General features: G+C 64.2%; 20 protein-coding genes. 14 read left to right on the top strand and 6 right to left on the bottom strand.

Going from position 1 to position 21,789, the window contains the following annotated elements; all coding sequences use genetic code 11:
- The first annotated feature begins 24 nt into the window (after nucleotides 1-24).
- From pdxY to Q4G50_RS02120, 6 genes are all read left to right on the top strand, one after another.
- A complete protein-coding gene (gene pdxY / locus Q4G50_RS02095; protein ID WP_303375985.1) occupies nucleotides 25-876 on the top strand; it encodes a pyridoxal kinase PdxY in 852 nt (283 codons plus the stop codon).
- A 31-nt stretch (nucleotides 877-907) separates the two neighbouring features.
- Entirely contained in the window at nucleotides 908-1,819 is a 912-nt protein-coding gene (era, locus tag Q4G50_RS02100) for a GTPase Era (protein ID WP_303376010.1), read from the top strand.
- Nucleotide 1,820: 1 nt separating this feature from the next.
- A complete protein-coding gene (recO, locus tag Q4G50_RS02105) occupies nucleotides 1,821-2,561 on the top strand; it encodes a DNA repair protein RecO (RefSeq protein ID WP_303375986.1) in 741 nt (246 codons plus the stop codon).
- A 1-nt stretch (nucleotide 2,562) separates the two neighbouring features.
- Nucleotides 2,563-3,300 carry an isoprenyl transferase gene (locus tag Q4G50_RS02110; protein WP_303376011.1) on the top strand — a complete coding sequence of 246 codons (738 nt, stop codon included), beginning with the start codon at nucleotides 2,563-2,565 and terminating at the stop codon, nucleotides 3,298-3,300.
- Complete coding sequence (locus tag Q4G50_RS02115; RefSeq protein ID WP_303375987.1) at nucleotides 3,300-4,406, top strand: VIT1/CCC1 transporter family protein; 1,107 nt, start codon at nucleotides 3,300-3,302, stop codon at nucleotides 4,404-4,406. Before Q4G50_RS02110 ends, Q4G50_RS02115 begins: the two co-directional genes overlap by 1 nt.
- Before the next feature lie 88 nt (nucleotides 4,407-4,494).
- On the top strand, nucleotides 4,495-5,787 hold the full coding sequence (locus tag Q4G50_RS02120; RefSeq protein ID WP_303375988.1) for an HNH endonuclease signature motif containing protein: 1,293 nt from the start codon (nucleotides 4,495-4,497) through the stop codon (nucleotides 5,785-5,787).
- Here Q4G50_RS02120 and Q4G50_RS02125 read toward each other — a convergent pair.
- Nucleotides 5,784-6,200, bottom strand: coding sequence for a Fur family transcriptional regulator (locus Q4G50_RS02125; RefSeq protein WP_303375989.1), 417 nt, complete (start codon nucleotides 6,198-6,200; stop codon nucleotides 5,784-5,786). The genes Q4G50_RS02120 and Q4G50_RS02125 overlap by 4 nt on opposite strands.
- An 82-nt stretch (nucleotides 6,201-6,282) precedes the next feature.
- Entirely contained in the window at nucleotides 6,283-6,762 is a 480-nt protein-coding gene (locus Q4G50_RS02130) for a helix-turn-helix transcriptional regulator (RefSeq protein ID WP_303375990.1), read from the bottom strand.
- Nucleotides 6,763-7,052: 290 nt separating this feature from the next.
- On the opposite strand from Q4G50_RS02130, the gene Q4G50_RS02135 reads away from it, so the two are divergent.
- Genes Q4G50_RS02135 through Q4G50_RS02145 form a run of 3 tightly spaced genes read left to right on the top strand, consistent with a single transcriptional unit; the run spans nucleotide 7,053 to nucleotide 9,383 of the window.
- Entirely contained in the window at nucleotides 7,053-8,432 is a 1,380-nt protein-coding gene (locus tag Q4G50_RS02135) for a glycine--tRNA ligase (protein WP_303375991.1), read from the top strand.
- Nucleotides 8,433-8,434: 2 nt separating this feature from the next.
- Nucleotides 8,435-8,941 carry a hypothetical protein gene (locus Q4G50_RS02140; protein ID WP_303375992.1) on the top strand — a complete coding sequence of 169 codons (507 nt, stop codon included), beginning with the start codon at nucleotides 8,435-8,437 and terminating at the stop codon, nucleotides 8,939-8,941.
- A 4-nt stretch (nucleotides 8,942-8,945) separates the two neighbouring features.
- On the top strand, nucleotides 8,946-9,383 hold the full coding sequence (locus tag Q4G50_RS02145; protein WP_303375993.1) for a hypothetical protein: 438 nt from the start codon (nucleotides 8,946-8,948) through the stop codon (nucleotides 9,381-9,383).
- Here the strand turns inward: Q4G50_RS02145 and Q4G50_RS02150 are convergent.
- Complete coding sequence (locus tag Q4G50_RS02150) at nucleotides 9,380-11,362, bottom strand: TPM domain-containing protein (protein ID WP_303375994.1); 1,983 nt, start codon at nucleotides 11,360-11,362, stop codon at nucleotides 9,380-9,382. The genes Q4G50_RS02145 and Q4G50_RS02150 overlap by 4 nt on opposite strands.
- Before the next feature lie 21 nt (nucleotides 11,363-11,383).
- On the opposite strand from Q4G50_RS02150, the gene Q4G50_RS02155 reads away from it, so the two are divergent.
- Together Q4G50_RS02155 and Q4G50_RS02160 are read left to right on the top strand one after the other, a co-directional pair.
- Nucleotides 11,384-11,998: a YdcF family protein gene (locus tag Q4G50_RS02155; RefSeq protein WP_303375995.1), complete on the top strand. Its 615-nt coding sequence runs from the start codon at nucleotides 11,384-11,386 to the stop codon at nucleotides 11,996-11,998.
- A 9-nt stretch (nucleotides 11,999-12,007) separates the two neighbouring features.
- Nucleotides 12,008-13,264: a deoxyguanosinetriphosphate triphosphohydrolase gene (locus Q4G50_RS02160; protein WP_303375996.1), complete on the top strand. Its 1,257-nt coding sequence runs from the start codon at nucleotides 12,008-12,010 to the stop codon at nucleotides 13,262-13,264.
- Here Q4G50_RS02160 and Q4G50_RS02165 read toward each other — a convergent pair.
- The 3 genes from Q4G50_RS02165 to Q4G50_RS02175 form a co-directional block, all read right to left on the bottom strand.
- Complete coding sequence (locus Q4G50_RS02165; protein ID WP_303375997.1) at nucleotides 13,254-15,710, bottom strand: ABC transporter permease; 2,457 nt, start codon at nucleotides 15,708-15,710, stop codon at nucleotides 13,254-13,256. The genes Q4G50_RS02160 and Q4G50_RS02165 overlap by 11 nt on opposite strands.
- Nucleotides 15,707-16,387, bottom strand: a complete 681-nt coding sequence (locus Q4G50_RS02170; RefSeq protein ID WP_303375998.1) for an ABC transporter ATP-binding protein — start codon at nucleotides 16,385-16,387, stop codon at nucleotides 15,707-15,709. The genes Q4G50_RS02165 and Q4G50_RS02170 overlap by 4 nt, the downstream gene beginning before the upstream one ends.
- 106 nt (nucleotides 16,388-16,493) lie before the next feature.
- On the bottom strand, nucleotides 16,494-16,913 hold the full coding sequence (locus tag Q4G50_RS02175) for a ribonuclease domain-containing protein (protein ID WP_303375999.1): 420 nt from the start codon (nucleotides 16,911-16,913) through the stop codon (nucleotides 16,494-16,496).
- A gap of 40 nt (nucleotides 16,914-16,953) precedes the next feature.
- Between Q4G50_RS02175 and dnaG the strand changes: the two genes are divergently transcribed.
- The 3 genes from dnaG to Q4G50_RS02190 all read left to right on the top strand — a co-directional run bounded on the left by dnaG (nucleotide 16,954) and on the right by Q4G50_RS02190 (nucleotide 21,782).
- Nucleotides 16,954-18,864: a DNA primase gene (gene dnaG / locus Q4G50_RS02180; RefSeq protein ID WP_303376000.1), complete on the top strand. Its 1,911-nt coding sequence runs from the start codon at nucleotides 16,954-16,956 to the stop codon at nucleotides 18,862-18,864.
- 75 nt (nucleotides 18,865-18,939) lie between these two features.
- Nucleotides 18,940-20,244 carry a glycosyltransferase family 4 protein gene (locus Q4G50_RS02185; RefSeq protein WP_303376001.1) on the top strand — a complete coding sequence of 435 codons (1,305 nt, stop codon included), beginning with the start codon at nucleotides 18,940-18,942 and terminating at the stop codon, nucleotides 20,242-20,244.
- Nucleotides 20,245-20,606: 362 nt separating this feature from the next.
- Nucleotides 20,607-21,782 (top strand): glycosyltransferase family 4 protein, encoded by a 1,176-nt coding sequence (locus tag Q4G50_RS02190; protein WP_303376012.1) that lies wholly within the window; start codon nucleotides 20,607-20,609, stop codon nucleotides 21,780-21,782.
- Nucleotides 21,783-21,789 lie beyond the last annotated feature (7 nt).

The following is a 21,789-nucleotide window of genomic DNA, read 5'->3' on the forward strand; positions in this document are numbered from 1 at the left end:
CCGCAAGAGAGCACAATAACCACCGTGAATATCCTCTCGATCCAGTCCTCCGTGGCCTACGGTCACGTCGGTAACTCCGCCGCAGTTTTCCCCCTCCAGCGCCTGGGGCACGAGGTGTGGCCGGTGTACACCGTCAACTTCTCCAACCACACCGGTTATGGCTCCTGGCGGGGGCCGATGATCCCGGCCGCTGATGTCGCGGACATCATCACCGGCATCGAGGAGCGCGGGGCGCTCGGCCAGGTCGACGCCGTGCTCTCCGGTTACCAGGGGGGCTCCGATATCGCCGATGTCATCATCGATGCTGTCGCCAAGGTCAAGGCCGCCAACCCCGACGCTGTCTACGCCTGCGACCCGGTGATGGGCAACGCCAAGTCCGGCTGCCACGTCTCTGATCTCATCCCGCCGCTGCTGCGCGATCGTGTCGTACCGGTTGCCGACATCATCACCCCCAACCAGTTCGAGCTGGGCTTCCTCACCGGGCGGGAGGCCTCCGACCTGGAATCCACCCTCGCCGCCGTGGACGCTGCCCGCGACATGGGCCCGTCGACCGTGCTGGTCACTTCCGTGGAGCGCCCGGAGCGCCCGGAGGGCACCATCGAGATGCTTGCCGTCAACGAGGCTGGCGCCTGGATCGTGCAGACCCCGTACCTGCCGTTCAAGCGCAACGGCTCCGGCGATGTCACCGCCGCGCTGTTCACCGGCCACTACGTCTCTACGGAGGACGCCGCCGACGCCCTGGCGAAAACCGCCTCCTCCGTCTTCGACCTCGTGGAGAACACCTACCGCGCGGATTCCCGCGAGCTGCTACTCATCGAGTCCCAGGATGCGTACGCGAACCCGCGGATGCAGTTCGAGGTCACGCAGGTTCGGTAATCTTAAATCTCACACAACCCTAGGAGTCCCCATCAGCTCATTCACCGACACCCCGGACGGCTTCCGTTCCGGTTTCGTCAGCTTCGTCGGCCGCCCGAATACGGGCAAGTCGACCCTTACCAATGCTCTGGTGGGGGAGAAGATCGCTATCACTGCCAACCAGCCGGAGACCACGCGTCATCCGATCCGGGGTCTGGTGCATCGTGAGAATGCGCAGATCGTGGTCGTGGATACGCCGGGTCTGCACAAGCCGCGGACACTGTTGGGTGAGCGGCTCAATGAGATCGTCAAGGATACCTACGCGGACGTCGACCTCATCGGGCTGACCGTGCCGGCGGACGAGAAAATCGGCCCGGGCGACCGCTGGATCCTGGAGAATCTGCGCAAGGTGGTGCCGGACACGCCGATCGTCGGTATCGTCACCAAGCTGGATAAGGCGAGCAAGGACCAGGTCGGCGCGCAGCTTCTGGCTCTCCATGAGCTGCTGGGCGGTAACTCCGAGGTTATTCCGGTGTCGGCCAAGGATGGCACCCAGGTGGAACTGCTTATCGACGTCCTCGCCTCCCTCCTTCCCGAAGGCCCTAAGTTCTACCCCGACGATCATGTCACCGACGATGACACCGAGAAGCGCATCTCCGAACTCATCCGCGAGGCCGCTCTGTCGGGGCTCAAGGACGAGCTGCCGCACTCCGTCGCCGTTGAGGTGGATGAGATGTTCACCGAGGACGGGAAGCTGGTCATCCACGCAATTCTCTACCTGGAGAGGGAAGGCCAGAAGGCGATTATTCAGGGCAAGGACGGGCGTCGCTTCGGGCGGATCATCCACAACTCGCGCCAGGAGATCATCAAACTCCTGGGCCAGAACGTCTTCCTCGACCTGCGTATCAAGGTGCTGAAGAACTGGCAGTCCGACCCGAAGTCGTTGGGTCGCCTGGGCTTTTAGCATGCGTGCGCAGCCGTACCGGGACCGGGCGCTGGTGGTGCGGACCTATGATTTCGGCGAGGCCGACCGCATCATCGTGCTGCTCACCCGCCACCACGGGATCCGGCGGGGGGTGGCGAAGGGGGTGCGGCGCGCGAAGTCGCGTTTCGGTTCGCGGTTGCAGCATTTCGTGGATATTGACGTCCAGCTCTACCCGGGCCGCAATCTGGAATCGATCACCGGGGCGGATACGGTGGCCTTCTACGGTGCCGGCATCATCGACCATTACGAGCGCTACACCGCAGCCTGCGCAGCCCTGGAAACGGCGGAACGTCTCGCCTCCGACGAGGACCCCTGGCTGTTCGACCACCTCACTGAGACTCTCGCCCGAATGCAGAGCAGCGAGCATCCCACCGTGGTTCTCGACGCTTTCCTCCTGCAGGCCATGGCCCATGCGGGTTGGGCGCCGAGCCTTTTCGACTGTGCCCAGTGCGGGGCACCCGGCCCGCACCATGCCTTCCACCCGGCAGTCGGGGGAGCGACCTGTGTGCAGTGCCGGCCCCCTGGTTCGGCGGAGGTGCCGGAGGAGTCCCTGCACCTCATGTGGTTGCTTATGCACGCGCACTGGCCGGCGGCGATGGCGATCGTCGATAAGCAGGACGGTAACCACCTGAGCGCGACCGCGCACCGACTCACCCGGGCGCACCTGCAATGGCATCTGGAACAGAAGGTCACCAGTCTCGGCGTAATGGACCAGACGTAGACTGGTCTGCGTGATCACGCCACCGGACATCCCCGCTCAGTTCATCCCCGCACATATCGCCCTGGTGATGGACGGTAATGGACGCTGGGCGCAGCAGCGCGGCCTCAAGCGCACCGAGGGGCACAAGCGCGGCGAGGCGGTCCTCATGGACGTCGTCGATGCCTGCCTGGCACTCGGAGTTCCCTACCTGTCGGCCTATGCCTTCTCGACGGAGAACTGGCGTCGCTCAGCCGACGAAGTTCGCTTCCTCATGGGATTCAACCGCGATGTCCTGCGTCGCCAGCGGGATGTACTCAACGAGAAAGGCGTGCGCGTGCGCTGGGTGGGCCGCCGCCCACGCCTGTGGCGTGCGGTTATCCGCGAGTTGGAGACCGCCGAGGAGATGACGAAAGACAACACCCGCATGACCCTGGCGATGTGCGTCAATTACGGCGGTCGCGCCGAGCTTGTCGACGCCGCCCGCGAGATCGCCCGCCGCGCCGCCGCCGGTCAGCTGCGCCCGGAGGAGATCACAGAGAAGAGTTTCCCGCAGTTCCTCGATGAGCCGGATATGCCGGATGTCGATCTGTTCCTGCGGCCCTCCGGTGAGAAGCGGACCTCCAACTTCCTGCCCTGGCAGTCGGCGTATGCCGAGATGGTCTACCAGGACAAGCTCTTCCCCGATTTCACCCAACAGGATCTTTTCGACGCCGTACTGGAGTATGCTTCCCGAGACCGTCGATTCGGGGGGACAAAGTAATGGTTGTCAGCAATCAGGAGCCGACGCGGGCGCAGATCAACCGGTGGCGTCGTTACCTGGCGAACGAGCGTGCCGAAGCCGCCCTGTACCGGGAACTGGCCCGCCGCAAGACCGGTGAAGAACGCGAGATCCTCCTCGCCCTGGCAGAATCCGAGTCCCGCCACGAGGAGTTCTGGCGCGGCAAACTCGGCGAATACGTAGGCTTTCCCCGCCAACCGGATCTGGGTACCCGGTTCATGGGATTTCTGGCCAAGAGCTTCGGCTCGGTGTTCACCTTGGCGCTCATGCAGTCGGCGGAGGCGCGCAGCCCCTACATCAAGGATGAGGACGCCCCCGAACAGATCGCGGCCGACGAGCGCATCCATGCCGAGGTGGTCCGCGGTCTGGCGGCCCGGGGCCGGGAGAAGATGTCGGGCGGGTTCCGCGCTGCAGTCTTTGGCGCCAACGATGGCTTGGTGTCCAACCTGGCGCTCGTCGTGGGTGTCATGGGTTCCGGCGTCTCCGCGAACATGATCCTGCTCACCGGCATCTCGGGTCTCCTGGCCGGCGCATTGTCGATGGCCGCAGGTGAGTACGTGTCCGTGACGTCCCAGCGGGAGCTGCTGGAGGCCTCCACCCCGCACCCCAAGGCGCATACACTTCTGCCATCGCTGGACGTCAACGCCAACGAGCTGGCGCTGGTGTACCGGGCACGCGGCATGGGGGAGAAGGAGGCCAAAGACAAGGCGCAGGCCGAGTTCTCGCGCATGGCCCTCGAACAAGCCATCGGCCTGGATAGAGAGGACTCCCTGGGCGAGGAAGAGGTATGGGCAGACCCGGCCGAAGTGGTTGGATCTCCGTGGGCGGCCGCTGGATCGAGCTTCCTCTTCTTTGCCGGCGGAGCCTTTATCCCCATCATTCCCTTCCTCTTCGGGGCCTCGCCGGTTATGGGTGCGGTGATCGCAATTATGCTGGTGTGCTGCGCTTTGATGTTTACGGGCGGCGTAGTCGGAGTGTTGTCCGGGAAGCCGCCGCTGTCACGGGCGATGCGGCAGTTGGCGATCGGTCTTGGCGCGGCCGGTATCACCTACCTGTTGGGCGTCGCTTTCGGTGTGGTTTTGGGATAGTTTCCCGCGGGGGGTTGCGGGGATCGAGTGGGTGTTCTAATGTGGGTGTCGAACAGGCGTCCGAGAACACCTGAAGGGGGTGGGGGACATGAAGATCGACATTGACAGCAACCTGAGCTTCGACTCCGCCGTCGAGCTGGAACTGGCCAAACTGCTGGGGCCGAAGAAGTACTACTCGTGTGCCTCGCCCTATGACAGGGTGAGTGTGCAGGGCACGCGACTGCGTCGCTCGGACTATCGGCTGTGGCAAGAGATGCTGCCCGATGCGGAGGCGGATATCGCGCTTGTTGTGGCTGGGCTCAAGCGGCAGCTGGGACGCGGTGACGGCTACATCACCTCCGCCCTGTACGCCCACCTGCGGATCACTGAGATGCCTCAGCTCCGCGCGCTGCAGGAGTCGATGTTTCACCTGGATCTTGATCGTCTCAAGGCGATCGACGCGGTGATGTCGAAGGCGGACACCACGGTGACGGAGAACCTGCATTTCATCGACGCGGAGATTACCGCCTACCTCACTCCTTCGCGCCCCAATCAGCTGCTGCCGAGCGCCGCTCAGATCCGCCGCAAGCTCAATGCCATCATCCAGGGGCTCGATGACTCTATTTCGACTGATGATTCGCCTGCACCCTCCGAGGGAAGCGTTGAAGCCGTGTATGACGGCGATCGAGCCTTCCTCAACGTGGAGATGGAGCCGATGCAGATCAAGGAGATCGAAAACCGCGTGCGCAAGCTGGCCAAGCGGGAGAAGATCTCCCAGGCGGAGGCTTTAAGGCGTCTGGTGCGCGGTGAGGGGAAGACCGACATCGTGCTCGACTTCTATCGTGCAACGGATGTTCCCGATGCCCCGGCCTGGGTACCGGGCGTGGGATGGATCCCGGCGGCGCAGGCGGATCGCCTCGTGCAGCAGGCCACCCTGACGCGCGACATGGACGCCCTCTACGACAAGGTGGTCGCGGATTATAAGACCCCGGCGGATATCCGCTCCGTGGTCATCGGGCTGGATGGGACGTGCTCAGACGGTGACTGCCTGTGCCACGAGGACCGTACCCAGATGGATCATCGCATTGACCACAAGGACGGCGGGCCCACCACCGCAGCGCACCTGGCGGCGTTATGCCCCACGCACCACAACATCAAGACCGATGGCCGGGTGTTCTACCTCATCGACCCGATCACCCGCGACAAGTACTTCCTCTATGAGGATGGGACCTGGGTGATGGTGGAGGCTAAGGGGCCACTCGCCCCGAAGACGAAGAACTGGCTGCAGACCTTCTCCCAGCGGGTGACCAAGCGCCGCCGCCGGATACGGGAAGAGTCACAGGCCAGGCGCGAAACGGAACATCCACCGCCACCCCCACCCGAAGAGCCGCCGCCGTTCTAGCTGGAGCACTCCGGGCAGGTGCCGTAGATCTCAGCGTCATGCCCGGTGAGAGTGAACCCATGCTTGTCGGCCACTTGCTTCGCCCAGGTCTCCACGCTGCCGCCGTCGATCTCTTCGGTGCGCCCACATTCCGTGCACACCAGATGATGATGATGGTGCGGTGATACGCATTGGCGGTACAGGGTTTCCCCGGAGGCCATGTGGAGCACATCGACGGCCTCGATCTCGGCGAGTGACTGTAGGGTGCGGTAAACAGTGGTCAGGCCGACCTGTAGTTCCCGATTCTCCAGCTCCCTGTGGATCTCTTTCGCGGAGGCGAAAGTGTCGATTTCGGAGAGGACATTGATCACCGCGGTGCGCTGACGGGTGTTGCGGGCGCCGAGCTTCGGCACACCGGAGGACGTGGGAGACATGTACGGGCTCTTCCTGGAAAAGGGATCGAGTACATATCCCATTATGTATGGCCGTGCTCAATATGGCAGGGCGAGTGAAGTGTCAGGAGACGGGCGGTACCGGGGCGGGGGCCGGAATCGTCTCATCGGCGTGCTCGGCGGCAGCAGCGGCCGGTGCGTGGGCGATCTGTCCGACAGGGTCTTCCTCGGTGCCTGAGCCGCGCTTGTCGGTGAGGTGTCCGATGTGGACGACATCCGCCACAGGCTGGATCGGTGCCTGATGGCGGTCGCGAGCGTAGAGGCCGAGGCGGACAGCGGACTCGATGATCTCTGCGGCCTGGGGCAGGACCAGGCGGTAGATAACCTCGCGGCCACGTCGTTCGGAGTCGACGATGCCGGAGCGTTTGAGGACGCGCAGGTGCTGGGAGATGAGCGGCTGGGATTTGCCGAGTCCGTCGACGAGTTCGTGGACGAAGTGGTCGCGGATCGAGAGGCGCCAGATGATCTGTACCCGCAAGCGCGAGTCCAGCGCACCGATGATGGCTTCACCGGCGTCAAGATCACTGTCCGAAAAGGTGTTCATCCCTGCTGCTCAGTTCTTTGTCTGTATCTGGTCCGGAGAGTGCCTGTAGGCGCTCATCTAGACCATTGACTACGTGGTTAATGTGCCGAAGCTCCGGCATAAGCCGGTTGGCGTGGTGATTCCCACATTATACCCCTACCGTATATCACTCTAGACATTTACCTACCTAATGGGGGAGGGGTCATTTTCTGCGCAGAATACCAGCCGGGTCAACCCCAGGAAATAGGTTGCGGCTAGACTCGTTGTGAATCATCAGCGACTTATCCCCTACCAGAGGAGTCTGAAGCCACATGGCGTCCGTCATCGATACCGTAGTCAACCTGTGCAAGCGCCGCGGTCTGGTGTACCAGGCCGGTGAGATTTACGGCGGTTCCCGCTCCGCATGGGACTACGGGCCGCTCGGTGTCGAGCTCAAGGAAAACATCAAGCGCCAGTGGTGGCGTCACATGGTCACTGCCCGCCCCGACGTGGTGGGCGTGGATACCTCCATCATTCAGCCGCGTCAGGTGTGGGTGACCTCCGGCCACGTCGAGGTCTTCACTGACCCGCTGGTCGAATCCCTGCACACCCACAAGCGCTACCGTGCCGATCACCTCCTCGAGGCTTATGAGGAGAAGCACGGCCACCCGCCGGCCAACGGCCTGGCCGATATCAACGATCCGGAGACCGGCCAGCCCGGCAACTGGACTGAGCCGCGTCCCTTCTCCGGTCTGCTGAAGACCTTCCTCGGTCCGGTTGACGATGAAGAGGGCCTGCACTACCTCCGCCCGGAGACCGCGCAGGGCATCTTCGTCAACTTCAAGAACGTCATGACTTCGGCGCGTATGAAGCCCCCGTTCGGTATCGCCAACATCGGTAAGTCCTTCCGTAACGAGATCACCCCGGGCAACTTCATCTTCCGCACCCGCGAGTTCGAGCAGATGGAGCTGGAGTTTTTCGTCAAGCCGGGCACCGATGAGGAGTGGCACCAGAAGTGGATCGACGACCGCATGGCCTGGTACGTCGAACTGGGTATTAACCCGGAGAACCTGCGCTTCTACGAGCACCCGCAGGAGGCGCTGTCGCACTACTCCAAGCGCACCGTCGATATCGAGTACGCCTACAATTTCCAGGGCTCGAAGTGGGGCGAGCTGGAAGGTATCGCCAACCGCACCGACTATGACCTCAAGGTCCACTCGGAGGGCTCCGGCGAGGACCTGTCCTACTTCGATCAGGAGACCAACGAGCGGTGGATCCCATACGTCATTGAGCCGGCCGCGGGCCTGGGCCGTGCCGTCATGGCTTTCCTCATTGATGCGTACACGGAGGATGAGGCGCCGAACGCGAAGGGCGGCGTCGATAAGCGAGTTGTGCTGAAGCTGGATCGTCGCCTGGCACCGGTGAAGGTGGCTGTGCTGCCGCTGTCGAAGAAGCCGGAGCTGGCGGAGCCGGCGCAGGAGATCGCGGCGCAGCTGCGTGGGCTGTGGAACGTGGAGTACGACACGTCAGGTGCGATCGGTCGCCGTTACCGTCGTCAGGATGAAATCGGTACCCCGTTCTGTGTCACCGTGGACTTCGACACCCTCGAGGACCATGCTGTCACCGTGCGTGAGCGCGACACCATGGAGCAGGAACGCGTGAAGATCGAGGACCTGCAGAACTACCTGGCCACCCGCCTCGTAGGCTGCTAGTCATGCATTACACCAGCTGGGACCGTAGAGACGTCGACCGGCCCGTCCTCCTCGCCGAGGGCGGTCCGGAGGTCCTCGCGCGTTTCGACAAGACCTCCGCGGACGTCGACGGCGAGCGGTGGACCTTGGCGTTCGACGCCGAACAGGGCGCCACCGCCACGCTTTACGACGCCCCCGTCCTCACCAGCGAAGCCAACTTCAAGAAGGACAAGTCGATCCCGGTGTCCATCGGGAACCAGAACTTTGTCCTGATCAACGAGGCATCCAACAACTGGATCATCGACGATGAGAACGGCACCAAGGTGGCCCAGTTTTCCGGCGGCAACAATGGTGTGCGCAAGGCGATCCTCGAGTTCGAGGGGGAGAGCGACCTGCCGCGCGAGGCGATCGTCGGCTTGAGCTGGATGGCCCGCCTGGTGCTGGAGCAGCGTCTGTCGCGGTCGTCGACAATGGTCATCGCCACGTTGGCGCTGATGACTGTCGCGGCGATCCTGGCGTTCATCATTTAGTCGGATGGACGGTTCCTGGTGCTGGGAGGGTAACGAGCTTATCGACGCCCGCGGCGAGCTCATCGCCACCGTTCGTTCGGATGTCATTTACTTCCGGGCGCAGCGTCTGCTCATCGAATCCGAGCCGGGGCCCATCCAGTTCCGCGCGCGCGCCACCATCGGCGACGGCCGGGTGTTCACCCTCACCCAGAACGGGTTTACGGTGGGTACCCTCCACGCCGATTGCGCCGGACGTCAGTACGTGCTGCGCCGGACGAGTGTCTGGCGTAAGGAACGCACCATCCACAACGCCGCGGGGGCTGTGGTGGCCCGGGTGCGGCCTCTCATTTCGGGGCGGGTGGAGTTTCATCCCACCGGGGAGCAACTACCGGACCTGGATGCCGTGTTCCTGTCCTGGGGCTGCGTCCTGGTCGACTCCCCAGTGCGCCGGCCGCGGGTCTAGAAGGAACCGCCGCGGCCGAAGCCTCCGCCGCCACCGCCTCCGCTGAAGCCACCACCGAAGCCTCCTCCTCCGCCGCCGAGGATCTGGCCGATGACCATGCCGGTGACAATGCCACCCATGTTGGAGCCACCGCCACCGCGGTGCATCTGCTGGCGGCGGTGATAGTCGTTGTAGTCCGACTGGGCGCGCTTCAGGGCACGCTTCGCGGCGGTGGCGGCCTGACGGGCGTGGTCAATGGCCTGCCGTGTTTCGGAGGTGCGCAGCTGGATGGCCTGGGCCTGGAGACGCTTGGCATCGGCGAGCATGGTGCGCGCCTCTGCCTTGACCACGCGACCGCGGGAGGCGATGAAATCCTCGGCAGCTTGGATAGACACGCCGGCCGCCTGCAGCTGCTGGTCGAGCAGCTGCAGCTGGCGGGACTGGTCGGCGGTGGTCTCACGGACGCGGTCGAGCTGCTCGTCGAGTTCAGCGTCGATGTCAGTGAGCGCGGTGTAGGCGCCCAGCGGATCCTTGGAGGAGATCGAGCGGGCTTCGTCCACGACGGTGATGGCGCGTCCCACAACCTCGTCGAGCTTCTGCCAGTCCGCGCGGGCGCCCTCGGAGATCCCGCGGCGTTTGAGGTCACCGGCCTCCCGGATCTCATCCTCGACTTCCTGGAGGAGGTCGCCGAGCTGGGCCTGCGCGGTGGCGATGTTGTCATCGGCGTGTTCGATGCCGCCGAGCATGCGGTCTGCGACCTCGATGGCGTGCTCGGAGGAACGGATGGCATCCACCAGACCGGCCTGCAAACCAGCTGGCTTCGCCTCCAATTCGCGGGCGGTGGTAAGTGATTTCTCCGCCTCATCGAGGGCTGCTCCGGCGAGCTCCACGTTATGGTCGACGGATTCGAGGACCTCGGGAGAGTATCGGGAGCGCAACCCGTTCAGCTGCTCCTCAGCGCGGGGCAGGCGGGTGCGCAGATCGACGGTGCGCTGGGTGAGCTCGTCGATCTTGCGGTCGGCGGTGGCCAGCAGGTTGCGCATGTCGGCGAATGACTCGGACTCGGCGTCGAGGGCGTCATCGGCCTGGCCGCAGGAGGAGATGATGGACACGAGCATGGAGCGGCGCTCGGCCTCAGTCTCCGGGATGGAGTCATTGAGGCGCTGCTGTAGGGCGAAGGCCTTCTGCAGGGTGGTCGTCGAGTGGTTCATGGCCTTGGTGAAGGAGCGGGTGCGCTCCGGGCCGAACTCGGCGATGGCCAGGTCGAGTTCCTCGCGGCTGCGGCGGATGGATTCGTCGGTGGAGACGAGTTCCTCCTGGGCGAGTTGCTCCAGGGTCTCCATCGGCAGCGACGCCAGGCGCCTGGTGTCGGTCGGGGCGATGGAACGGGAGTCAGCGAGGACAGCTGCCTCGTTCTGCTTCCGCTTGCGACGAGAGTAGGCGTAGATGCCGCCACCGGCCGCGACGGCAGCTGCGGCCCCACCGCCCAGCCAGGCGAGAGACTCACCGGACATCTCCCCGGAGGTGGCGGCGGCGTTAATGGCGGCGTCGGCCGCGCCGTACCAGTCGGATTCGACGAGGTAGGGGTAGGCGGCGTCGTTCATCCGGTTGATCTCGGACTCGGACCAGTCAGGCTTGCCGCCATAGACGTAGTACTGACGTTGGTCGGTGGCGATTGCAATGACGGCGGTGTTGCCACCACCGTTGATCTCCACGGCACGTTCGGTCCAGTCCTCGTTGCTCATGTCGCCGAAGCTGGGCAGAAAAACGACGAACAAGGACTTGTGGGCGTCGATTTTGAACTGCTGGATCTGGTCAGTCAGATTCGCGCTCTGCGAGGTGTCGAGCACACCGGAATAGTCAGTGACCGGCGAGGTGAGATTCTCCGGGGCTACGGTGGTCTGAGTCTGAATGGCGGTCTCGGCGAGAGCCAGCGGAGCACCACCGGTGAGCGCGGCCACACCGATGACGGCGGCCGCAGCCAGAGTCTTCATCTTCATGCCGCCCAGACTACCGTCAAGATGGTGATCCGCATTCTCCTTCACGCTTATCGACGCCGCCTTCCGCCCGCCCCAGCCGACGCGCTGGTGGTGCTCGGCACGGCGCAGTACGACGGCGTGCCGTCGCGCCAGTTTGCGGCGCGCCTTGATCATGCGGTGGGGTTGTGGGAGGCGGGCGTCGCGAAGCAGGTGTACACGCTCGGCGGGAAACTGCCCGGGGACCGTTTCACCGAGGCGCAGGTGGGGCGCCAGTACCTGGCCGATAGGGGAGTGGCGGCGACGGCGGTGCCGGAGGGGAATGACACGGTGGGTTCCTACCGGGCGCTCGTCGATAAGCATGCACCGGGACGGGTGATCATCGTGACCGATCCCAACCATGCCCTGCGTGCTGAGATTCTGGCGCGGCAGGCTGGACTGGAGGCGGTGACTTCGCCGACGACCACCAGTCCCACGCGCTTTCCGACGGCCGCGTGGTGGCGCACGCTGGCACACGAAATGGGCGGGATGGCGGTTGTCGATGTGTCCCGCGTCCTGGGCAGGAAGCGGGCGGATAGGCTGGAAACACTGCTACGCAGGGTGGAATCCTTCCTGCGTCCCTCGCGCCGGGCGCGTCATGCTGCCCTGGCCGACAAGTGAAGGGACCTCATGTACGAATATTCGGCTGTTGACGTGGAGCGTCGTCACGCGGAAGCCCCCAAGGGCAGCGAGTTCGCCGATTCGCAACCCGACCACCGCGGCGATTTTGGCCGGGACCGGGCCCGCGTCCTACATTCCGCTGCTTTGCGACGCCTCGCCGACAAAACCCAGGTCGTCGGCCCCCGCGACGGCGACACACCGCGCACCCGCCTGACCCATTCCCTGGAGGTCGCGCAGATCGCCCGCGGTATCGGCGCCGGGCTGGGTCTGGATCCGGACCTGTGTGAGATGGCTGGCCTGACCCATGACATCGGGCATCCGCCCTACGGGCACAACGGTGAGGTGGCGCTCAATGAGGTCGCCACCGACTGCGGTGGCTTCGAGGGCAACGCCCAGACGCTGCGTATCCTCACCCGCCTCGAGCCGAAAACCGTTTCGGAGAAGGGCGAGAGCTTCGGCCTCAACCTCACCCGCGCCGCCCTCGACGCCGCCTGCAAATATCCCCGCACCCGCACCAACCCGGACGGCAGTCTCAACCGTAAGTACGGCTGCTACGACGAGGACGCCGAGGTGCTGGCCTGGCTGCGCGCCGGTCACAGTGATGAGCGACCGTCGATGGAGGCACAGACCATGGACTGGGCCGACGACATCGCCTACTCCGTCCACGATGTGGAGGACGGCATCGTCTCCGGGCGGATCACCCTCCATGTCTTGTGGGACCTCGTCGAGTTAGCCGCGCTCGCCGAAAAGGGAGCGCGCGCCTTCGGCGGCACCCCCGAAGAGCTTCTCGACGCCGCCGACTCACTCCGCCAGCTGGGTGTCGTCAGCCGGGCCGTCGACTTCGACCACAGTCTCGGCGGGTACGCGAACCTGAAAAAGATGACCTCGGAGCTGGTCGGCCGCTACGTCGGTGCCACAGTTAGTGCGACAAGTGGGCAGGAGCGGCTGGGCCGCCAGCACGGCTCGCTGATCGTGCCACCGCAGGCACAGGCCGAGGTGACGCTTCTCAAAACCATCGCCGTGCTTTATGTCATGGACCTGCCCGCCCACCTGGCGCGGCAGGACCGTCAGCGCGAACGCATCTACCGGGTCTTTGAATACCTATCGGCCGGCGCGCCCGGCACCCTCGACCCGATGTTCCGCGCCTGGTGGGAAGAAGCCGAGAACAAACAGCGTGTCATCATCGACCAGATCGCCTCCATGACGGAATCCCGTCTGGAGCGACTGGCGAAACGATCCGCTGACCTCGCGGCATTTATGGGCTGAGGCGGCGGCGGAGGGCCACCTGCAGCACCGCCAGTCCGCAGAGGAGGGCTCCCACGGTGAAGGCGGCCGTTGTCCCGGCGATGACGGCCGCGTCGGCGCCCACGAGGCTCGGCGTCAACTGCTGGCCGGTGACTACTCCCGCCACGTAACTGCCCAGGACGCCTCCGAGGGTGGCGCCGAGCAGTGCCGCGGGAAGCGCCAACGCTACGAGCTCGATAACCAGTACCGTGACCTGGTTGCCCGGGGTCAGCCCCACGGTTCGCAGGAGGCGACGCACCTGCGCCCGCTCCGCCACCATGAGGGTGACCGTGTTGAGCAGGCCGACGGCGGCGATGATGAGCGCCACCACCGCCAGCAGGCCAGACATGGTGGACAGGCGGGACACCATGGCCTCGGTATTACTTCGCGCGGTGAAGCTCTCGGTCACCGAGAACCGGTCGGGGTACTGCGCCAGTGTGGCCTGGACCTCAGTCACTGCAGCGTTGTCGGCGGGTTGATCGGCGGGACCGTCCACTAATGCGAGGACACTGCGTACTGGCTGGGCCGGCAGCAGATCAGCACTAACACCGAGTTCCGCGGACCGGGTGTCGCGGGCCTGCTGCACCAGTGCGGGATCGATGACGGTGAGTGCGTCTTGCCGATGCAGGATTCGCGCAGTCACGTCGACATCGCTGATGGTGACGGCCACCTCCGAACCGGAGGGCAATTCCTCCCGGAGCCCGGAGGTCCGGCTCAGCATGATGGTTCCCGCCGAGGCGCCGGTGTCGGACATACGCATGACCTCGGCGCCACTCGCCTCGTCCAGCAGGAACGCGGGGAGCGAGGTTCCGTCGGGGAAGTCAACGAGGGTGGTGGCCGGAGCCGCGACGGCTGCCAGGCCGGGGAGGGCCTCCAGGCGCGCGGGAAGATCCTCCGGCACGGGACCATCAAGTGCTGTGATGAGCAGGTCAGTCCCCCCGGCGTCGCCAGCCGCCACCGACAGGTGTGAGGTGACCTTCGACTGCCCGTGGAGTACCGCCGAACTCAGGGCTGCCCCGGCCAGGATGACCACGATGAGCGCCGCGGAGCGCGCCTTTTGCCGTCCCGGAAACCCCCATCCCAGCTGCAGCAGTGGGGGTCGACTGACACGGGAGAGGAGTTGCCAGAGCACCGGAAGCACCACGGCAGCGACAATCGCCGCCGCGAGGACAGCGGCTCCAGCAGCGACGATGGAGACAAAAATCGCCCGCTGGGAGGACAGCTCTGGCACCTGGCGCTGCGCGATGAACGACGCCGCCCCCAGAGCCACTGCCCCCATGAGCCACACCAGTGGGGCGCCGGAGCGGGGCGGAGTCAGGGCGGCGGGGCTGAGGGCATCCACGGTGGAAACCCGGCAGGCAGTCCAGGCGGCCGGCACAGAGGCCAGGAGCGGCATGAGCACACCGGCACCCACGATGAGGATCAGCACACCGTCGGGAACCGTGATCGTCTCCAGCGGCACCCGAACCCCGAAACGGTCCGCCTCCTGCGCGAGCAGCCGGGCTGCCAGCAGCCCGGCCGGAGCGCCCAGGCCTGAGGCCACGGCACCGAGCAGGAGCGACTCCACGGCCACGGAGCTGAGAATCTGCGGAGTGGAGGCGCCCACGGCGCGCAACAACCCGAACTCTCGGCGCCGCTCAGAGGCCAGGACGTTGTAGGCGGAGAAGATCACCAGGAACGCCACGACCGCCGCCACGAGCACGAAGGCGGTGAGCAGGAGGAAGTAGCGGTCTCGCTGGCCCAGATAGGAATCCGCGAGCTTGTCCACATGCGCCTGGGCCGTGGTCACCGTGCCGGAACTGACACTCAGAGCCTGTGTGCCACGGATCCGGAATTCTCCGCGACCCTGCCCTGTGTTCCATCCCGCCACCACCTCCGGGGCGGCGAATACCGAATCGGCGCCCAGCAGCTGTTCCTGGGCCGAGCCCTGCACGTGCCCGACGATGGTTACGCTGACATCCTCCTCCTGCCCGGGGATACGCAACTGCATTTGCTCGCCAATCTGCGGGGCCTGCGGAGAGGCAGCCACCGCCACCTCGGCCGGACCGGCCGGCAGGCGCCCCTCCTGCACTGCCCGCCACTGCAGGGGGCCGTCGGCAAGTGAGTGCAGCGCGGCGGAAGAATAAACCCCGTCCGCACCGCGGACTGAGACCGAGGCACGCTGGTCCTGGGCTACTGCCTCGACCCCCGGAGCAGCAGCCAGCTCGGCCGCGATCTGCTCCATACCTGCCTGGTCAGGCGCGGCTATGGTGACCACGTAGTCGGCGTCGGCGTAGGGGCGGGCGAACATGTCATTGACACTGGAGATGACCGTCGAGGTCAGCGCCACGGCCGCCGTGGTGAGGGCCACGGCCCCGAAAACGGCGATAAACAGCGAGAGGTAGCGGGCACCGCGGCGGCGCAGCTGGTGAAAGGCCAGAGTGATCACTGCGCGAGATCACCTCGGGGGCGCAGGAGTACGCGCGAGATGATCTGCCCGTCACGCATGGTCAGCAGCTCATCGCCCCGCTGCGCGGCGGCTTCGTCGTGGGTGACGAAGAGCAGCGTCTGACCGAACTCCGAGACGATGTGACGGAAGAGATCCAGCACCGCGTCGCTGGTGACGGAATCCAGGCTGCCCGTGGGCTCGTCTGCCACGAGCACCTGCGGGCGGCTGATCAGCGCGCGGGCGATGGCGGCGCGCTGCTGCTGGCCGCCGGAGAGCTCATGGGGCAGGTGTCGCAGTCGGTGGTCGATCTGGAGGATCTCGGTGAGTTCGGCCAACCACGGCTTGTCCACTTTCCGGCGTGCGAGCCTCAGCGGCAGGGTGATGTTGTCCCGCACGGAGAGGATGGGCACCAGATTGAGGTCCTGGAAGACGAGGCTGATGTTGGTGCGGCGCAACTTGGCGCGTTGGTTCTCCGACAGTGAGCTGATCTTAATCGGGGAGCGGGTTCCCAGTGTCACCGTCCCGGAGGTCGGCGTGGCCAAGCCCGTCAGGCAGTGCAGCAGGGTGGACTTCCCCGATCCGGATTGACCCATGATGGAGGTCCAGCGGCCTCGCTGGAAGTCGACGGTGACCTTGTCGAGCGCCCGGACCTCCGCTTCCCCTGTGCCGTAGATCATGCTGACGTTTGTGGCAGACAGGATGGGGTTGGGCATTGTCGGCAGCCGCCTCACATAATCGGGGTCATCTATCGGATCCGGAATCACTGTAGCGGACCTGGCCGGGCTACTCCTCGGCATCGGGGATCTCACAGAAGCTCTCGTAGTGATCATCCGAGTAGTACCAGACCTCTGGGTCGGTCTCGGTGCCGCCGCCGACGACGATGCGCTTGGGCCCGCGGTGGTTCAGGCCCGGGGTGTCGACGGTGTAGCTGCGGTAGTAGCTGCCACGCTCGTCAGGAAGCAGACCCTCGTAGTTGCCGAAATGGCCGCCGTCTTCTCCCGGGTACTCGTAGGGGCCGCCGGAGAGGATGTCGTCGATGACGGGTTCGGCTTCGTCGGGCAGGGTGGCAACGGAGCAGGTCTCAAGGCCATCGACAAGCGCGGAGGGCTGCCCACCGTCAGTTCCCAGGCCAACGCCGTAGAACGCGGCGACGGCCGCGAGCAGCACGGCGCCCACGGTGGCCAGGGCGGAGTTCTTTTTCACACACCGATACTAACTTGACCCGCGCGGTACCCTTACCATCATGGCTAAGGGGCGTATTCCGGACAGTGATATCCAGGCGATCCGTGAGCGTGCCCAGATCGAGGAGATCGTCGGGGAATACGTCCAGCTCAAGCCCGCGGGTCACGATTCCCTCAAGGGCCTAAGCCCTTTCAAGGACGAGCGCACCCCCTCCTTCCACGTGCGCCCCAACCGCGGGTACTTCCACTGTTTTTCCACAGGCAAGGGTGGGGATGTCTTCTCCTTCCTCATGGAGATGGAGCACATCTCCTTCCCCGAGGCCGTGGAGGCCGTCGCCCAACAGATCGGTTACACGATCAACTATCAGGGCGGGACCACGGGCGCGCGCCGGGAGGAGCCGGGCACCCGCAAGCGGCTTATCGACGCCAACAAGGCCGCCCACCTCTTCTACCGCGAGCAGCTGGAGACCCCGCAGGCGCAGAAGGGGCGCGAGTTCCTGCTGGACCGTGGTTTCTCGCAGGAGCACATCTACGCCTTCGAGTGCGGTTATGCCCCCGAGGGCTGGGACACCATGACGAAGCATCTGCTGCGCAAGGGTTTCGAGTTCAAGGAGCTCGAGGCCGCCGGCCTGTCCAAGATGGGGCGGCGCGGCCCCATCGACGCCTTCCACCGGCGTCTGCTGTGGCCCATCAAGGACCTGTCCGGCAACGTCATCGGCTTCGGTGCCCGCAAGCTTTTCGACGATGACCAGATGGGAAAGTACATGAACACCCGCGACACGTTGCTCTACAACAAGTCAAAGGTGCTCTTCGGCCTGGATGTGGCGAAGAAGAACATCGCCGCCGGGCACCAGGCAGTCGTCGTTGAGGGATACACCGACGTTATGGCCATGCACGCCGCCGGGGTGACCACCGCCGTGGCCTCCTGCGGCACCGCCTTCGGTGATGATCACCTGCAGATCCTGCGCCGCCTCATGCTCGACGACAACTACTTCCGCGGTGAGCTCATCTACACCTTCGACGGTGATGAGGCAGGTCAGAAGGCCGCCATGCGTGCCTTTGAGGGCGACCAGAAGTTCACCGGCCAGTCCTTTGTGTCCGTCGCACCCGCCGGCATGGATCCCTGCGACCTGCGGCTGGAGCGCGGTGATGCCGCCGTCCGCGACCTCGTCGCCGACCGCATCCCCATGTTCCAGTTCGTCGTCGAGTCGATGCTCGCCGAGCACAACCTCGACACCGTCGAAGGTCGTCTACAAGCTTTGCGACGTACCGTCCCCGTCGTCGCCGGCATCAAGGATCCGGTCCTGCAGTCCGAGTACGCCCGTCAGCTGTCCGGCTGGGTGGGCTGGGCGAACACAGAGGAAGTGGTGCAGCAGGTCCGCGCCGAAGCGCGTAAGCCCAAGCAAGAGAAAAAGCGCCGCGCCGTGCGTTTCGACGACGCCTCCTCCGCACCCGTCGACACCACCCCGGCCGTGCCCATGCCCAATCGACGTGACCCGTATCTGTGGCCGCAGCGCGAATCACTCAAACTGGCCCTGCAGAACCCGGAGGTCGCCGGCGACTACTTCGACGGGCTCAGCGCTGATGCCTTCACCCACCCCGCCTACTGCATGGTGCGTGCGGGTATCAGCCGTGCCGGGGGAGTGGCCGCTGCCCACAATGGCGTTGACTGGATCGCCACCGTCGCCGGCGAGATGACCGACCTCATGGGCCGCAATCTGGTCTCCGAGCTGGCGGTGGAGGAGATCATCATCGAAGCCCAGCACCTCGGCGACTACGCAGACTCCGTGCTCTCCCGCTTGCAGGAATCCGAGGTGGGCAATCAGATCGCCCAGCTCAAGAGCCAGCTGCAGCGCATGCGCCCTTCCGATGACGAGCAGGCTTACAACTCACTGTTCGCCGACCTCGTGGCGCTGGAGCAGGCGCGCCGGGAACTTAACGAGCGAGCTTTTCGGGGGATCGTCGGCGAGTAGAAGCACGATAAGATGGCGTGACTCGGTACAGTAAACAAGAATGCAAATCACATGGAGACTACAGGGGAGAACGGTTTGACCAAGCAGATCCTCGTACTCTCCCAATACTGGTACCCCGAAAACGGTGTTCCTCAGCGTCGTTGGACCTGGCTGACCAAAATCCTGGTGGATGCGGGTTACGAGGTTACGGTGATCACCCCACCTCCGCACTACCAGCGGAAGTTGGATCTGCGGACCTGGTGGCGCGAGCGGAGGTACGCATCGAGGCTGGAAACCGACCTCGGTCCCTCTGGTGAACATATCGTCCGCTCAGGGTTCATACCCTCGGGTGATTCACTGACTCTGAAGGCGCTGAATCAGGCGACTGTGGCGCTCGGCTCCCTGTGGGTGGTGTTGAAACGACCGGGGAAACTTCGTGGCTACCGACCAGACCTGATCATTGGCACCGTCCCCGCCCTGCCCACCGCAGCCGCCACCTGGTTGACGGCAGCTCGGTTTCGTGCACCCTACGTCATCGACCTCCGCGATGCCTGGCCGGATCTGCTGAAAGAGGCTGAGAACTGGAACCGCAGTACCGGTGTCCGCTCTCTGCGAGAGAGGATCCTGACCAAGGGTCCCCTTCAGCTCCTCAGCGCGGTGACCCGGAAGGCCATCAACCATGCACTCAAGAATGCTGCCGGAATAACTGTGACGTCTTCGTATCTCGCGGAGAATCTGGCGACGCGCCGTGAGCTTTGGGTGAATGGGAATCCGCCACCGATCGAGACGGTCAGAAACGTCTTCCCACCAGAGACGGCATTTGTGAAGAATCATGATGCTCAGAACACGAGCGACGGACTGAACGTGCTGTACGCGGGAACTTTTGGTCGAGCGCAGAACCTCGACAATGCATTGCGTGCTGCGGAACTGGCAAAGGCGCGAGGAGTCAACGTGTCAGTTACTTTTGTGGGTGCGGGAGTGACCCGGGACGCGCTTGTGAAATCTGCACGCGAAAAGGATGTCGACGTTCGTTTTGTTAATCGACGGCCCGCAGAGGACCTGGCGTCTTTCTACGAGTGGGCGGATACCGCCTTAGTGCACCTCACAGATTGGGAAGCGCTAGACCGCGCTGTTCCGTCGAAAACCTACGAGCTCATGTCTTCAGGTGTGCACATTTCGGGGGTGGTTAATGGCGAGGCAGCGGAGCTTATCCGATTGCAGCGCTCCGGAGACGTGGTGGAGCCGGAGAACCCGGAAGCTCTCGCAGACTTGTGGGTGTCTCTCGCCCGTAATCGGAGTCGTCTCAAGGTCTCATCGGAAGGTGCCACATGGGCGGAGAAGGAGCGCCGAAGCGAAGCCCCTGACAGGCTGTTGAGCTTGGTCAAGAGGGCCTTGGCGTGACCGAGGGCCTTCTCTTTCGTCTTCGAGTGGCTTCTCTACTGGTTTCAGCGGGTGTCAACCTCCTGGCAGCCGACCCCCGCGGCTGTGCCGTGAAAATAGCGGAACGAATTCGGCTTGCCGACGGTCCCCTGAATGCTGTGCCCACGGCATGGTTGCGCCAATGGGGCGCAGGGGAGCCGTCACCTACTCGGAACCTCATCGAGAGGGGGCACTTGACCCGTGGAGTTCGGCAGGTAATTGACTTGGGATCATCCGCATCGCACGGAGATGTGCACTTGGCTTTAAGAACGTTAGAACGAACTGCAGTCTTGGAGGCGCAATTGCCCCCGTCGACGGAGGCGCGAGAGAAGACCGACGAAGGAATGCATCGGATCCTCCACTTCTTGACCAATAGTGAGCCGTTCACGATTTCCGGGTACACGGTGCGTTCGACGCATGTCTTGGCCTGCCAGCAAGCGCAAGGGATCCAAGTTCTCGGCGTTACCAGGCTGGGCTATCCCGTGCTAGTAGGGAAATTCCCGCCGTCCCATCGGCAGACCGTCGGTGGAAATTGCTTTCATCGACTGCTCCCGTGGATCTACCCGAGAAGTCTGGTGCGCCGAAACGAGGTCGCGGTGGCCAAACTCGTAGCAGTGGCCCGGGAATTCGGCGCGACTGTTCTCCACACCACCACCGACTTCTCGAATGCAGTGGTGGTGGCCGAAGCCGCAAGACAGCTCAGTATCCCGTGGGTCTATGAAGCACGTGGTGAGCTGGAATCAACATGGTTGTCTAGATTCCCGGAAGAGCAGCGGGATGAGGCTGCATCCTCCGAGTTTTACCTGGCGGCGCGGTCGATGGAAACCCGGTGTATGCAGGCCGCTGGTGGGGTGGTGGCCCTCAGCGAGGTGTCTCGAGGGCAGATGGTTGAGCGCGGAGTCCCATCAGAGAAAATCACCGTCATCCCCAACGCAGTTGATAAAGAGGTAATCGGTCGGGAATTTGACCAATCGGCTATCCGTCGGGAGTTGAGCTTGCCGGTGGGCGCCAAGATCGTCGGAACAGTGACCGCAGTCGTCGATTACGAAGGATTGGACGTCCTGCTCCGAGCGTTGGAGTACCTGCCGCCCGAATACCTTATTCTCGTTGTGGGGGATGGGACAGCCCGACCCGATTTGGAAGCTGTTGCCGATGAAATCGGAGTCGCCGACCGGGTCATCTTTGTGGGGAGGCAACCGAATTCCGACATCTGGCGGTGGTACGCCGCGCTGGACGTCTTCGTGGTTCCGCGAAAAGACACCCACGTCACCAGAACGGTGACACCCATTAAACCTCTCACCGCCATGGCCCTTGGTATCCCAGTGGTGGCCAGCGATTTGCCGGCTCTTAGGGAAGTGACAGGCCAGAAGGCCATCTACGTTCGGGCAGAGAATCCCGAGGATCTAGCTCGAGGGATCGTCGAGTCATACGGTACACACCAATCGGGCCCCGAATGGGCGGCGAAGCGTACGTGGAGTGCCAATGGACGCCGGTACAAGGAGTTGTATGACTCCTTGTAACACCCGC

It is taken from the genome of Corynebacterium sp., assembly GCF_030538285.1.
Taxonomy (GTDB): Bacteria; Actinomycetota; Actinomycetes; order Mycobacteriales; family Mycobacteriaceae; genus Corynebacterium.